This window comes from Pseudomonas jessenii (assembly GCF_002236115.1).
Taxonomy (GTDB): Bacteria; Pseudomonadota; Gammaproteobacteria; order Pseudomonadales; family Pseudomonadaceae; genus Aquipseudomonas; species Aquipseudomonas jessenii.
This window is the reverse complement of sequence record NZ_NIWT01000007.1, coordinates 121980-135880: the sequence shown is the minus strand read 5'-3', so window position 1 is coordinate 135880 and position 13901 is coordinate 121980. Positions and strand designations below refer to the sequence as shown.

Below are 13901 nucleotides of genomic sequence, written 5' to 3'. Positions count from 1 at the left end.
CGCCTTGTGCGGGTTTTTGTTTATGGGGTTGGACTCCAGGCTTGTGTTGACAGGGCTGACGCCACCGCGAGCAAGCTCGCTCCCACAGGTTCTGTGATATGCGCAGATTTTGTGTTCGACACGGACACTGTGGGAGCGAGCTTGCTCGCGATGGACTCAAGCCGAATATTACCGCTGCGATTCACTCGTCATTCAGTCTGGCGCAACCGCTTGTAAAGGGTATTACGGCTTACTCCGAGCCTGCGCGCCAGATGGGAAATATTCCCCCCAACCGCCTGCAGCTGCCGATTCAACTCCTCGGCATCATCAAGATCAACCGCCAACGGCTCCGGCGTCTCCACCGGCTCCATCTCCAGATCAACAAAAAAATCATCCGGCAAATGCTCCGGCCTTATCGGTTGTTCCTCGGCCATGGCCAACGCCACCTGCATCACGCTGCTGACCTGACGCAGGTTTCCCGGCCACGGATGGCGCTCGAACAGCGCCAATACCTCGCGGCTCAGTCCGGCCCATTGGCTTGGTTCGCGATGCTGTTCCCACAGGCGTTTGAACAACGCCTCTTTATCGCTGCGCTCTCTTAACGGTGGCAGTTCCAGGGTCAGGCCGCCGATGCGGTAATACAGGTCTTCACGAAACCGCCCCAGTTGTACCTGTTCGCGCAACGAGCGATTGGTCGCTGAAATGATGCGCAAGTCCACAGAAAACAACTCGCTGCTGCCCACGGGCTGCACGCAACGCTCCTGCAACACCCGCAACAGTCGTGCCTGGGTTGGCAGTGGCATATCGCCGATTTCATCGAGGAACAGCGTGCCTTTGTCAGCCTTGCGGATCAGGCCGATGCTGCCTTTCTGGTTGGCGCCGGTGAACGCGCCTTTCTCGTAGCCGAACAGCTCTGACTCGACCAGTTCGGCGGGGATCGCTGCACAGTTCACCGCAATAAACGCCTGTTTGCTGCGAGAGCTGGCCTGATGCAGGGCTTTGACGAAAACTTCCTTACCGACGCCAGTCTCGCCGTGGATTAACAGCGGAATGTCTTTTTCCAGCAACCGCTCGGCCTGGCGCACAGCTTTTTCCACGCGGCTGTCGCCGAAGTGCAGGGTGTTGAGGCTGATCGCGGCCGGTGTTGGCGCAGTCACGGCAGGTTCGGCGAACACTCGCGGCTGAATCGGAATCTGCTTGGGTCTTTTCAGCAGACACTGGAAGCGGTTGCGCCCGGAAGCCTGCAGCGAGAAGGGCAAGCCTTCGGGTTGGTTCAGCAACTCCAGCAGCGAGACCTTGAACAGGCTTTCGACACTGACCCGCGACAGGCTGATGCCCAGCAGGTTGTCGGCCCGGCGGTTGGCCGACAGCACCTGGCCGGTTTCATCGAATATCAGCAATCCGGCCCACTGACTGTCGAGGTTGTTCAGCCCGGTGTTGAACGTCAGCTGAAAATGCTGGCCATGGAACAGGTTGAGGATCAACCGGTTTTCCACGGTCTGGCTCATCATCTTGACCATGCCCAGCGTGTGGGAGGGCGGCAGGTAGCTGTCGCTGGACACGTCCAGCACCGCGATCACCTTGCGCTCGGTATCGAATATCGGCGCGGCGGAACCGGTCATGAAGCGGTTGGCCTTGAGGAAATGTTCGTCGTGCTCGATGTGCACCGCTTGCTCGCAGGCCAGGGCGGTGCCAATGGCGTTGGTACCGGTGCAGCGTTCCATCCAGCTGGCGCCGGCGCTGAAACCCCGGGCCAGTTTCGGTTCGATAAAGCGCTGGGTACCCCACGACGTGAGCACCTGGCCCTGATGGTCGGCGAGCATGATCAGGCAATTGGAGTTGCTCAGGATGTTCTCGTAGTAGGGCAGCACTTCCTGATGGGTGGTTTGCACCAGTGAATGCTGGCTCTCCAGCAGTTGCGCGATGCCCGCGGCCGGCAATGGGTCGAATGCCGGCGTGCTCTGATGACTGAGGCCGAACGCGCGGCAACGGGACCAGGAGTCCTGGATGATGGCGTCGTGGGACAACGGCGATGCGGGTGCGGCCATGGCAGTCGATCTCTGAGCAAGCTTTTATTGTTGTTATTCAATTACACATGGCGCCCTGTGTAGGAGCGAGCATGCTCGCGATGGACGTGAGGTCGCCTCGTTCCTTCAGGCAGCCCTCGTCACGTTGACCTCCATCGCGAGCAAGCTCACTCCTACAAGGGCCGGAATACGGTCTGTAGAGTGTTGTTCACTAATGTTCATTGTCAACCGTTGAAGTGTTCAGTTGTTCAGTCGCGGTTGTTCATTTGTGTTCAGCAATGAACGTGACTCTGTAGTCATTTTCAGGAATTTCAAACTGAATCAATCGTTTGCAATTTCTGGCACAAATGTCGCTATACAGCTCCGGTCGCTTGACTCCAATAAGAAAAAGGCCGAGCCATGTCACTCACCCTGGAACACGTCAGCCGCACCGTCGAGGGCCAGACCTGGATCGACGATGCCAACCTGAGTTTTGAACCCGGTTCCTTCAACGTTTTGCTGGGTCGCACCTTGTCCGGCAAGACCAGCCTGATGCGCCTGATGGCCGGTCTGGACAAGCCCGACAGCGGCCGCATCCTGATGAATGGCGTCGATGTCACCCAGCGCCCCGTGCGCTTGCGCAATGTGTCGATGGTCTATCAGCAGTTCATCAACTACCCGACCATGACGGTGTTCGACAACATCGCCTCGCCGCTGCGTCAGGCTGGTGTTTCCAGCGAGCAAATTCAGAGCAAGGTGCTGGAAACCGCGAAGATGCTGCGCATCGAGAAGTTTCTCAAACGCTATCCGCTGGAGCTTTCCGGTGGTCAGCAACAACGCACGGCCATGGCCCGGGCGCTGGTCAAGGATGCCGAGCTGATCCTGTTCGACGAGCCGCTGGTCAACCTCGACTACAAGTTGCGCGAAGAACTGCGCCAGGAAATGCGCGAGCTGTTCAAGGCGCGCCACACCATCGCGATCTACGCCACCACCGAGCCCAACGAGGCCCTGGCCCTGGGCGGCACCACCACCATTCTTCACGAAGGCCGGGTGATCCAGAGCGGCCAGTCTTCGTCGGTCTATCATCAGCCGCAAACGGTGCTGGCGGCGGAGCTGTTTTCCGAGCCGCCGATCAACCTGATGCCGGGGCGCATTGCCGGCAACGAAGTGAGTTTCGCCAATTTCGTGCACTTCCCGCTGAATGTCGATCTGCGCCCGGTAGGCGAGGGCGAGTTCCGTTTCGGCGTGCGACCCAGCCATATCTCGCTGGTGCCGAGCAACGACGATGACCTCGAATTGGCGGTGACTGTCGAAGTCGCGGAAATCAGTGGCTCGGAAACCTTCCTGCACGTGCGCAACGAGCACTTCCTGCTGGTGCTGCACTTGCCCGGCGTTCACGAATACGACGTCGATGCGCCGATCCGCATCTACATCCCGACCCATAAACTGTTTGTGTTCGATACGCAGGGGCGGCTGGTCCAGGCGCCGGGCCGGCGTGTCACGAGGGTTGCCTGATGGCCGAAATCCGTTTGCAGAACCTCGCCCACAGCTATACCAAGACTCCGACGGGGCCGGAGGACTACGCGATCCGCGAGATGGACCACATCTGGGAGCAGGGTGGCGCCTACGCGTTGCTTGGCCCATCGGGCTGTGGCAAATCGACCTTGCTCAACATCATTTCCGGGCTGCTCAGCCCGTCCCAGGGCCATGTGCTGTTCGACGGCAAAGCGGTCAACAACCTGACCCCGGAGAAGCGCAACATCGCCCAGGTTTTCCAGTTCCCGGTGGTCTACGACACCATGACGGTGTTCGACAACCTGGCCTTTCCGCTGCGCAATCAGGGCATGGCCGAGGCCCGGGTGCATAGCAAGGTGCAGGAAATCGCCGAAGTTCTCGACCTGCAGAACCTGTTGAGCAAAAAGGCCCGCAACCTCACCGCCGACGAAAAACAGAAAGTCTCCATGGGGCGTGGGCTGGTGCGCGACGACGTGTCGGCGATCCTGTTCGATGAGCCGCTGACGGTGATCGACCCGCACCTCAAGTGGAAACTGCGGCGCAAGCTCAAGCAGATCCACGAACAGTTCAACATCACCATGGTCTACGTCACCCACGATCAGCTGGAGGCCTCGACCTTCGCCGACAAGATTGCGGTGATGTACGGCGGGCAGATCGTGCAATTCGGCACGCCAAGGGAGTTGTTCGAGCGCCCCAGCCACACCTTTGTCGGCTACTTCATTGGCAGCCCCGGGATGAACCTGATCGAGGTGCAGCCGCAACCGGGTGGCGTCGGTTTCGCCTCGACTCACCTGCCGCTGTCCGAGGCGATGCAGCAGCGTATTGCTGAATCGGAGTGGAAAACCCTGAAGGTCGGCATTCGTCCGGAGTTCGTCCATGTGTGGGACGAAGCCTTTGATGACGCGCTGCGGGCACAGGTCGTACACGTCGAAGACCTGGGCACCTACAAGATCATGACCCTCAACCTCGATGGCGTCCCCCTGAAAGTGCGCCTGGCCGAAGACAAGCCGGTGCCGCAAGGCACGGCGTACATCAGTTTTCCGGCGCAGTGGCTGATGGTCTACGCCGATGAATTCCTGCTCGAAGCCAATGCCAACCAAGAGGCGCAGCCATGAACAAGGTGCAGAACAACAAGGCCTGGTGGCTGGTGCTGCCGGTGTTCCTGCTGGTGGCGTTCAGTGCGGTGATCCCGATGATGACCGTGGTCAACTATTCGGTGCAGGACATCTTCGACCAGTCCAGCCGCTACTTTGTCGGCGCCGATTGGTACAAGCAGGTGCTGCTCGATCCGCGCCTGCACGACTCGTTGCTGCGCCAGTTCATCTACTCGGCTTGCGTGCTGTTGATCGAGATCCCGCTGGGGATTGCGATTGCCCTGACCATGCCGACCAAAGGGCGCTGGTCGTCGGTGGTGCTGATCATCCTGGCGATTCCGTTGCTGATCCCGTGGAACGTGGTCGGCACCATCTGGCAAATCTTCGGCCGGGCCGACATCGGTCTGCTGGGGGCGAGCCTCAAGGCCATGGGCATCAGCTACAACTATGCGGCGAACACCATGGACGCCTGGGTCACCGTACTGGTGATGGACGTCTGGCACTGGACCTCGCTGGTGGCGCTGTTGTGCTTCTCCGGCCTGCGGGCGATTCCGGATGTGTATTACCAGGCGGCGCGGATCGACCGTGCCTCGGCCTGGGCGGTGTTCCGGCATATCCAGTTGCCCAAGCTCAAGAGTGTGCTGCTGATCGCGGTGATGCTGCGCTTCATGGACAGTTTCATGATCTACACCGAGCCCTTCGTGCTTACGGGTGGCGGTCCGGGCAATTCCACGACCTTCTTGAGCCAGACCCTGACGCAAATGGCGATCGGGCAGTTCGACCTGGGGCCGGCCGCCGCATTCTCGCTGGTGTACTTCCTGATCATCCTGTTGGTGTCCTGGCTGTTCTACACCGCCATGACTCACTCCGACGCCAACCGCTGAGGCCATCATGAGCAAGAGAAAGCTGATTCCACTGCTGATCTACATCCTGTTCCTGCTGGTGCCGATCTACTGGCTGCTGAACATGTCCTTCAAGAGCAACAGCGAAATCCTCGGTGGCCTGACGTTGTTTCCGCAGGATTTCACCCTGGCGAACTACAAGGTGATCTTCACCGATCCGAGCTGGTACACCGGCTACATCAACTCGGCGTACTACGTGAGCCTGAACACGATCATTTCCCTGACCGTGGCCTTGCCGGCGGCCTATGCGTTCTCGCGCTACCGTTTCCTCGGTGACAAGCACCTGTTCTTCTGGCTGCTGACCAACCGCATGGCGCCACCGGCGGTGTTCCTGTTGCCGTTCTTCCAGCTGTATTCCTCGATCGGGCTGTTCGATACCCACATCGCCGTGGCCCTGGCCCACTGCCTGTTCAACGTGCCGCTGGCAGTGTGGATTCTCGAAGGCTTCATGTCCGGCGTGCCCAAGGAGATCGACGAAACCGCCTACATCGATGGCTACAGCTTTCCCAAGTTCTTCGTGAAGATTTTCATCCCGCTGATCGGCTCCGGCATCGGCGTCACGGCGTTCTTCTGCTTCATGTTTTCCTGGGTCGAACTGCTGCTGGCGCGAACCCTCACTTCGGTGAACGCCAAACCGATCGCAGCGGTGATGACCCGCACGGTCTCGGCATCCGGTATCGACTGGGGCGTGCTGGCGGCGGCGGGGGTGTTGACCATCCTGCCGGGCATGTTGGTGATCTGGTTTGTTCGCAACCACGTGGCCAAGGGCTTTGCCCTGGGCCGGGTATGAGGAACTGATGATGGAATGGATGAGTTGGACCGTCCCCACGGCGGCGTTCTTCGGTGTCATTGCCTTGATCCTGGTGGGCATGACCACCTGGGAATTGCGTTCGCCGAGCGTGCTCAGGCGAGGTTTTCTGCCGATTGCCACCACCCGTGGCGATCGGTTGTTCATCGGTCTTCTCGGCAGCGCCTACCTGCATCTGCTGGTAATCGGCGTCACCGACTGGAGCATCTGGGTCGCCTTCGCGATGTCCCTGGTGTGGCTGTTGGCTGTGATGCGTTGGGGCTAGTCGAATCGCTCGGCAATGTTGCTCCGAAACTCAATAAGGAGGTCTCTATGTTCGACAAAAACAATAAGCTGCGACATAGCATTTCATTGGCAGCCATGCTGGCACTCAGCGGTTTGAGCGCATCTGCCTGGGCCGATGCCTATGAAGACGCGGCGAAGAAATGGATCGGCAGTGAATTCAAGCCGTCCACCCTGACGGCCGATCAACAACTCGAAGAGCTGAAGTGGTTCATCAAGGCAGCGGAGCCGTTTCGCGGGATGAGCATCAAAGTGGTGTCGGAAACCATCGCCACCCACGAGTATGAGTCCAAGGTGCTGGCCAAGGCCTTCACCGAGATCACCGGGATCAAGCTGACCCACGACCTGCTGCAGGAAGGCGACGTGGTGGAAAAGCTGCAGACCCAGATGCAGTCGGACAAGAACATCTATGACGGCTGGGTCAACGACTCGGACCTGATCGGTACACACTTCCGTTACGGCAAGACCGAATCGATCACCGACCTGATGGCCAACGAGGGCAAGAACTTCACCTCGCCGACCCTGGACATCAAGGACTTCATCGGCATCTCCTTCACCACCGCGCCGGACGGCAAGATCTATCAATTGCCCGACCAGCAGTTCGCCAACCTGTACTGGTTCCGCGCCGACTGGTTCGAGCGTGCGGACCTGAAGGCCAAGTTCAAGGAAAAGTACGGCTACGAGTTGGGCGTACCGGTGAACTGGTCGGCCTATGAAGACATCGCCAAATTCTTCAGCGAAGACGTCAAGGAAATCGACGGCAAGCGCGTTTACGGGCACATGGATTACGGCAAGAAAGACCCGTCGCTGGGTTGGCGTTTCACCGATGCCTGGTTCTCCATGGCAGGCGCTGGCGATAAAGGCATACCTAACGGCTTGCCGGTGGACGAGTGGGGGATCCGCGTCGAGGATTGTCATCCGGTCGGCTCCAGCGTTACCCGCGGTGGCGACACCAACGGCCCGGCAGCAGTGTATGCGACCACCAAGTACGTTGACTGGATGAAGAAGTACGCGCCACCGGAAGCGGCGGGCATGACTTTCTCCGAATCAGGTCCCGTGCCATCCCAGGGCAACATTGCCCAGCAGATCTTCTGGTACACCGCATTTACCGCCGACATGACCAAGCCTGGCCTTCCGGTGATGAACGCCGACGGCACGCCGAAATGGCGCATGGCGCCTTCACCGAAAGGTCCGTATTGGGAAGAGGGCATGAAGCTCGGTTATCAGGACGCCGGTTCCTGGACATTCATGAAGTCCACGCCTGAGAAACAAAAACTGGCGGCCTGGCTGTACGCGCAGTTCGTGACCTCGAAAACCGTATCGCTGAAGAAAACCATCGTCGGCCTGACCCCGATCCGCGAATCGGACATCAACTCCCAGGCCATGACCGACCTGGCGCCGAAACTCGGTGGCCTGGTGGAGTTCTACCGCAGCCCGGCCCGCGTGCAATGGACCCCGACCGGGACCAACGTGCCCGATTATCCTCGCCTGGCGCAGTTGTGGTGGAGCCACATCGCCGAAGCCGCCAGCGGCGAGAAAACCCCGCAAGAGGCGCTGGATGGCCTGGCCAAGGATCAGGACGCAATCATGACCCGTCTGGAACGCTCGAAGGCACAAGCCACCTGCGCCCCGAAAATGAATCCAGAGCGCGATGCGCAATACTGGTTCGACCAACCGGGCGCACCGAAGCCGAAACTGGCGAACGAAAAGCCTAAGGGTGAAACCGTGAGCTACACCGAACTGCTGAAATCGTGGGAGGCGGCGCGCAAGTAAAGCACTGGAGTTGTGAAAGGCGAACGGCACCGGGAGGTGCCGTTTCTGTTGGTGTCTGTTCCACCGTCATCGCGAGCAAGCTCGCTCCCACAGGTTTTGTGTCGTACACAACATCTGCGGGCACCCTCCATCACTGTGGGAGCGAGCTTGCTCGCGATGAGGCCATTGAGGACGGTAGGGCTCTCTGAACAGCATTACTTCTCAAAATCAATGAGCCGTGGCGAGGGAGCTTGCTCCCGCTGGACTGTACAGCAGACCACTTTCGCAAGTTTCGGTCTACCCACAAAAAACGGCACCCGAAGGTGCCGTTTCTGTTTACTACTGAATGGCTCTAAGCGATCAACCCGCCAGGCCCGACTGTTGAACCAGGTTCAGCAGCGGTTGTGGGTACAGGCCGAGGAAGAAAGCCAGTACCGCGATGGCCAGCAGCATCACGCCGCCTGCCTTCTGTTCCCAGTGCAATTGAGCGTCGACGCGGCGCAGGTTTGGCTCGATCAGGTACAGGGTGACCATCACACGCAGGTAGTAGAACACGCCGATGGCACTGCCCAATACCAGCGAACCGACCAGCCACCACTGATGGGACTCGACGCCGGTGGCGATGATGTAGAACTTGCCGATGAAGCCCGCGGTCAGCGGGATACCGGCCAGGGACAGCATCATCACGGTCAGCACGGCGGTCAGGTACGGACGGCGCCAGAACAGGCCGCGGTATTCGTACAGGGCGTCTGCGTCACGGCCTTTGTACGGCGAGGACATCAGGGTGATCACACCGAAAGCACCGAGGCTGGTGATCACGTAGGTGACCAGGTACACGCCGATGGCTTCCACGGCCAGGCCTTTGCTCGCCACCAGGGCGATCAGCAGGTAGCCGAAGTGGGCGATGGACGAGTAACCCAGCAGACGCTTGAGGTTGCTCTGGGTCAGGGCCAGCAGGTTACCGAACAGGATCGACGCGATGGCGATGATGGTCAGCACGTTGCTCAGGACGCCGCTGCTTGCAGCAGGGGAGATCTGGAACAGGCGCACCATGACCGCGAACACCGCCACTTTGGCAGCGGTCGCCAGGAACGCGGCAACCGGCGCCGGGGCCCCTTCGTAAACGTCCGGAGTCCAGAGGTGGAAGGGTACCAGCGACAGCTTGAACGCCAGGCCGATCAGCATCATGCCCAGGCCCAGTTGTGCCAACGAGCTTGGCAGACCGGTAGCCGCCAGCGCCTGACCGATGCCGACGAAGCTCAGGGAACCCGAGTCTGCGTACAGCAGGGCCATACCGAACAACAGGAACGCGGAACCGGCCGCCGACAGCACCATGTACTTGATACCGGCTTCCAGCGAGCGCTTGTTGAAGAAGGCATAGGCCACCAGACCGTAGACCGGCACCGACAGCAGTTCCAGACCGACGAACAACCCGGCCAGGTGCTGTGCGCTGACCAGCACCAGGCCACCGGCGGCGGACATCAGGATCAGCAGGTACAGTTCTTCACGGTTGCCCGGGTAACCCGTGCCACCATCGCCGAGGTAGGCGTGGGCGAGGGTGACACAAGCGAGGGTGGCGACCAGGATCAGCGCCATGTACAAGCAAGCGAAGCTATCGATTTGCAGCAGTGGGGTCACAGCCAGTGGCGCGACCTTCAAGGCTGGCAGGATCGACAGCAAAGCCAGGTTCAGACCCGCCACCGACAGCAGGAAGGTCTGGGAGTGGTTGCGGCGCCAGGCGATCGCCAGCATCACCACGATGATCGTGGCGCTGGTGATCAACAACGGCGCAAGCGCGATAAAGTGTTGAGTCGTGAATTCCATAGCGCTCTTACCGGGCCGAAGCGAGTTGAGTGAAGGCGGTGCCGAGCCATTGCTGCACGCCATGCATCGTAGCGGCAGAGGTATCGAGGAACGGTTGTGGATAGACGCCGATGTAAATCAGCAGCGCTGCCAGACCGGCCACCATGATCAGTTCGCGACCATCCATGCCATGCAGTACCGCGTCCGATTTGGCCGGGCCGAAGTAGGCACGATGGATCATGATCAGCGAGTAGACCGAACCGAACACCAGGCCGGACGTCGCGATGATGGTGACCCATGGAGCGATCGGGAAGGTGCCGATCAGGATCAGGAACTCACCGACGAAGTTGCCGGTACCCGGCAAGCCCAGCGACGCAGCGGCGAAGAACAGGCTGAGAGCCGGCAGGTAGGCGATCTTCGACCACAGGCCACCCATTTCACGCATGTCGCGGGTGTGAGTGCGTTCGTACAACTGGCCACTCAGGATAAAGAGTGCCGCCGCCGACAGACCGTGGGCGAGCATCTGCATCACCGCGCCCTGCAGCGCCAGTTGGCTGCCGGAGTAGATGCCGATCAGAACGAAGCCCATGTGGGAAACGGACGAGAAGGCAATCAGACGCTTGATGTCGGTTTGCGCGAACGCCAGGAACGCACCGTAGAAAATCCCGATCAGACCCAGGGCCATTGCAAACGGCGCGAACTCGGCCGAAGCATTCGGGAACAGCGGCAGGGCGAAACGCAGCAGACCGTAGGCCGCGGTTTTCAGCAAGATACCGGCGAGGTCGACGGAACCTGCAGTCGGCGCCTGGGCGTGAGCGTCAGGCAACCAGGAGTGGAACGGCACGACTGGCAGCTTCACCGCGAAGGCGATGAAGAAGCCGAGCATCAGGATGTACTCGGTGGTCGTCGACATCTTGGTTTTCAACAGGTCGGCGTAGTTGAAGGTAATCACGCCGGTGTCGTTGAAGTTGACCAGTACCAGACCCAGGATCGCCACCAGCATGATCAGGCCGGAAGCCTGAGTGAAGATGAAGAACTTGGTCGCCGCGTAGATCCGGGTTTTCTTGCCGTCCGAAGAACTGTGACCCCAGAGCGCGATGAGGAAGTACATCGGCACCAGCATCATTTCCCAGAAGAAGAAGAACATGAACAGGTCGAGGGCGAGGAACACACCGACGACACCGCCCAGGATCCACATCAGGTTCAGGTGGAAGAAGCCCACGTGACGCTGGATCTCTTTCCACGAGCAGAGTACCGAGAGGACACCCAGCAGACCGGTCAGCATGATCATCAACAGCGACAGGCCGTCGAGGGCCAGGTGCACGTTGATGCCGAAGCGCTGGATCCAGACGTGCTTGAACTCAAGCGCCCAGGTCGGGTCGGCGCCAGGCGCCGGGGCAAATGAATAATCACCGTTGGCCCACAGCCAGAGGCCGAGGGAGAGCAACAGGGACATGGTGATCAGCGCAATCCAGCGGGGGAGGGTGGCGCCGAAGCGCTCACCCATCCAGCACAGCAGGCCGCCGATGAAGGGGATCAGGATTAGCCAAGGCAGAATCATGACGGGCTCAATTCCTTTCGCAAGTTCGCAAGGTTCATATCAGACCGCTACCAGCACGACGGCGCCGATAACCAGCACGGCACCAGCAGCCATCGAGGCGGCATACCAACGCAGTTGACCGGTCTCGGTACGGCTCAGGGCGGTGTGACCGCCTTTGGCCATGCGCGGGATCAGACCGATGGTCTGGTCCAGCGGGTCTTTGCGCAGGATGTGGATGATCGCCAGGTACGGCTTGACGAACAGTTTGTCGTAGATCCAGTCGAAGCCCCAGGCAGCGAACCACCAGGCCGAGAGGAAACGGCCGATGCCGCTGTTGGCGATGGCGGTGACGAAGCGACGCTTGCCGAGGAACAGCAATGCGGCCAGCAGGATACCGGCCAGGGCGATGGCGCCCGAGGCGATTTCCAGGCTGTGCTTGGCTTCGCCGCCGGCATGGCCGACGCTTTGCGGCAGTACGCCGTGCAGCGGTGGAACGATCATCGCGCCGACGAAGGTCGACAGTACGATCAGCACCGACAGTGGCAACCAGTGAGCGATGCCGTGACCGGCGTGGGCTTCGGTCTTCGCTTCACCGTGGAACGCGATGAAGATCAGGCGGAAGGTGTACAACGAAGTCATGAATGCGCCGACCAGACCTGCGTAGAGCAGACCGTTGTTGCCGCTGGCGAACGCTTCCCAGAGGATTTCGTCCTTGGAGTAGAAGCCTGCGGTTACCAGTGGCAGGGCCGCCAGGGCCGCGCCACCGACGATGAAACTGGCGTAGGCCAGTGGCAGCTTTTTCCACAGACCGCCCATCTTGAAGATGTCCTGCTCGTGGTGGCAGGCAACGATCACCGCACCGGAGGCAAGGAACAACAGGGCCTTGAAGAAGGCGTGGGTCATCAGGTGGAAGATCGCGCCATCCCAGGCACCGACGCCCAGGGCCAGGAACATGTAGCCGATCTGGCTCATGGTCGAGTAGGCGAGGATACGCTTGATATCGGTCTGAACCAGGGCTGCGAAGCCGGCCAGAACCAGGGTCACGCCACCGACGATGCCGACCAGGTGCAGGATTTCCGGCGCCAGGGTGAACAGGCCATGGGTACGGGCGATCAGGTAGACACCGGCGGTCACCATGGTTGCGGCGTGGATCAGTGCCGAAACCGGGGTAGGACCGGCCATCGCATCCGCCAGCCAGGTTTGCAGCGGCAGTTGCGCGGATTTACCGACAGCACCACCGAGCAGCATCAGGGTGGCCATGACCATCCAGAAGTCGCCGGACTGGAATTTCTGCGGAGCCAGCACCAGCAGTTCCTGAACGTTCAGCGTACCCAGTTGGGCAAACAGAATGAACAGGCCGATGGCCATGAACACGTCACCGATACGGGTCACGATAAAGGCTTTGAGTGCGGCGTTACCGTTGTTGCGGTTGCTGTAGTAGAAACCGATCAACAGGTAGGAGCACAGGCCCACGCCTTCCCAGCCGAAGTACAGGAACAACAGGTTATCGCCCAGCACCAGGAACAGCATGCTGGCGATAAACAGGTTGGTGTAGGCGAAGAAGCGCGAGTAACCGGCTTCACCGCGCATGTACCAGGACGCGAACAGGTGGATCAGGAAGCCGACGCCAACCACCACACCGAGCATGGTCAGCGACAGGCCGTCCAGGTACAGGGCGAAGTTCGGCGTGAAGCCTTCCACCGCCATCCACTGCCACAACACCTGGGTGTAGTGACCGCCTTCAGGTGGTGCGACATTGAATTGCCAGATCACGTAAGCCGCGACGATGGCGGACAAGCCGACGGAACCGACGCCGATCAGCGCCGAAAGGTTTTCCGAGAGACGGCCGCGAGAAAACGCCAGCAGCAGGAAACCGATGAGAGGGAACAGGAAAGTCAGATAGAGAAGATTCATCCGCGCATCTCACTGGCAGCGTCGATATCGAGCGTGTGGAAGCGGCGATACAGTTGCAGCAGGATCGCCAGGCCGATACTGGCCTCGGCGGCTGCCAGGCTGATCACCAGGATGAACATGATCTGTCCATCCGGCTGTGCCCAGCGGCTACCGGCAACGATGAACGCCAACGCGGAGGCATTCATCATGACCTCCAGGCTCATCAGCACGAAAAGGATGTTGCGGCGGACCATCAGGCCGACCAGACCGAGGCAGAACAGGATGCCGGCGACCGCCAGACCATGCTCCATGGGGATAGCAGGCATC

The 13901-nt window shown here is 60.1% G+C and carries 11 protein-coding genes; 6 read left to right on the top strand and 5 right to left on the bottom strand.

Translation table 11 applies throughout. The features are described from left to right. Window positions 1-188: 188 nt before the first annotated feature. Entirely contained in the window at window positions 189-2027 is a 1839-nt protein-coding gene (locus PSJE_RS23580) for a sigma-54-dependent Fis family transcriptional regulator (protein ID WP_090456629.1), read from the bottom strand. Window positions 2028-2405: 378 nt separating this feature from the next. Between PSJE_RS23580 and PSJE_RS23575 the strand changes: the two genes are divergently transcribed. Genes PSJE_RS23575 through PSJE_RS23550 form a run of 6 tightly spaced genes read left to right on the top strand, consistent with a single transcriptional unit; the run spans window position 2406 to window position 8359 of the window. Then, window positions 2406-3500, top strand: coding sequence for an ABC transporter ATP-binding protein (locus PSJE_RS23575; RefSeq protein ID WP_057714145.1), 1095 nt, complete (start codon window positions 2406-2408; stop codon window positions 3498-3500). Then, window positions 3500-4615, top strand: a complete 1116-nt coding sequence (locus PSJE_RS23570; protein ID WP_090456627.1) for an ABC transporter ATP-binding protein — start codon at window positions 3500-3502, stop codon at window positions 4613-4615. Before PSJE_RS23575 ends, PSJE_RS23570 begins: the two co-directional genes overlap by 1 nt. Beyond that, window positions 4612-5478 (top strand): carbohydrate ABC transporter permease, encoded by an 867-nt coding sequence (locus tag PSJE_RS23565; protein WP_008046507.1) that lies wholly within the window; start codon window positions 4612-4614, stop codon window positions 5476-5478. The genes PSJE_RS23570 and PSJE_RS23565 overlap by 4 nt, the downstream gene beginning before the upstream one ends. A gap of 7 nt (window positions 5479-5485) precedes the next feature. Next, window positions 5486-6286: a carbohydrate ABC transporter permease gene (locus PSJE_RS23560; protein WP_008046506.1), complete on the top strand. Its 801-nt coding sequence runs from the start codon at window positions 5486-5488 to the stop codon at window positions 6284-6286. Window positions 6287-6296: 10 nt separating this feature from the next. Continuing rightward, the gene (locus PSJE_RS23555; RefSeq protein WP_057716585.1) at window positions 6297-6569 is read left to right on the top strand and encodes a DUF2160 domain-containing protein; all 273 of its coding nucleotides are present in this window, start codon (window positions 6297-6299) and stop codon (window positions 6567-6569) included. A gap of 47 nt (window positions 6570-6616) precedes the next feature. Beyond that, window positions 6617-8359, top strand: coding sequence for an ABC transporter substrate-binding protein (locus PSJE_RS23550; RefSeq protein WP_057714147.1), 1743 nt, complete (start codon window positions 6617-6619; stop codon window positions 8357-8359). A gap of 339 nt (window positions 8360-8698) precedes the next feature. Here PSJE_RS23550 and nuoN read toward each other — a convergent pair whose 3' ends face one another. The 4 genes from nuoN to nuoK are packed head-to-tail and all read right to left on the bottom strand — an operon-like array spanning window position 8699 to window position 13900. Further along, a complete protein-coding gene (gene nuoN, locus PSJE_RS23545; protein WP_090456625.1) occupies window positions 8699-10162 on the bottom strand; it encodes an NADH-quinone oxidoreductase subunit NuoN in 1464 nt (487 codons plus the stop codon). A gap of 7 nt (window positions 10163-10169) precedes the next feature. Beyond that, a complete protein-coding gene (gene nuoM / locus PSJE_RS23540) occupies window positions 10170-11702 on the bottom strand; it encodes an NADH-quinone oxidoreductase subunit M (RefSeq protein WP_090456623.1) in 1533 nt (510 codons plus the stop codon). A gap of 39 nt (window positions 11703-11741) precedes the next feature. After that, a complete protein-coding gene (nuoL, locus tag PSJE_RS23535; protein WP_090456622.1) occupies window positions 11742-13595 on the bottom strand; it encodes an NADH-quinone oxidoreductase subunit L in 1854 nt (617 codons plus the stop codon). Next, window positions 13592-13900, bottom strand: a complete 309-nt coding sequence (gene nuoK / locus PSJE_RS23530; RefSeq protein ID WP_007946416.1) for an NADH-quinone oxidoreductase subunit NuoK — start codon at window positions 13898-13900, stop codon at window positions 13592-13594. Before nuoK ends, nuoL begins: the two co-directional genes overlap by 4 nt. Window position 13901: the final 1 nt, after the last annotated feature.

What these genes read in the sequence shown, in the direction of transcription:
- PSJE_RS23550 (WP_057714147.1), top strand. Translation starts at nt 6,617, where the DNA reads ATGTTCGACAAAAACAATAAGCTGCGACATAGCATTTCATTGGCAGCC.
- PSJE_RS23555 (WP_057716585.1), top strand. Translation starts at nt 6,297, where the DNA reads ATGGAATGGATGAGTTGGACCGTCCCCACGGCGGCGTTCTTCGGTGTC.
- PSJE_RS23570 (WP_090456627.1), top strand. Translation starts at nt 3,500, where the DNA reads ATGGCCGAAATCCGTTTGCAGAACCTCGCCCACAGCTATACCAAGACT.
- PSJE_RS23565 (WP_008046507.1), top strand. Translation starts at nt 4,612, where the DNA reads ATGAACAAGGTGCAGAACAACAAGGCCTGGTGGCTGGTGCTGCCGGTG.
- PSJE_RS23580 (WP_090456629.1), bottom strand. Translation starts at nt 2,027, where the DNA reads ATGGCCGCACCCGCATCGCCGTTGTCCCACGACGCCATCATCCAGGAC.
- nuoN (WP_090456625.1), bottom strand. Translation starts at nt 10,162, where the DNA reads ATGGAATTCACGACTCAACACTTTATCGCGCTTGCGCCGTTGTTGATC.
- PSJE_RS23575 (WP_057714145.1), top strand. Translation starts at nt 2,406, where the DNA reads ATGTCACTCACCCTGGAACACGTCAGCCGCACCGTCGAGGGCCAGACC.
- nuoK (WP_007946416.1), bottom strand. Translation starts at nt 13,900, where the DNA reads ATGCCTGCTATCCCCATGGAGCATGGTCTGGCGGTCGCCGGCATCCTG.
- nuoM (WP_090456623.1), bottom strand. Translation starts at nt 11,702, where the DNA reads ATGATTCTGCCTTGGCTAATCCTGATCCCCTTCATCGGCGGCCTGCTG.
- PSJE_RS23560 (WP_008046506.1), top strand. Translation starts at nt 5,486, where the DNA reads ATGAGCAAGAGAAAGCTGATTCCACTGCTGATCTACATCCTGTTCCTG.
- nuoL (WP_090456622.1), bottom strand. Translation starts at nt 13,595, where the DNA reads ATGAATCTTCTCTATCTGACTTTCCTGTTCCCTCTCATCGGTTTCCTG.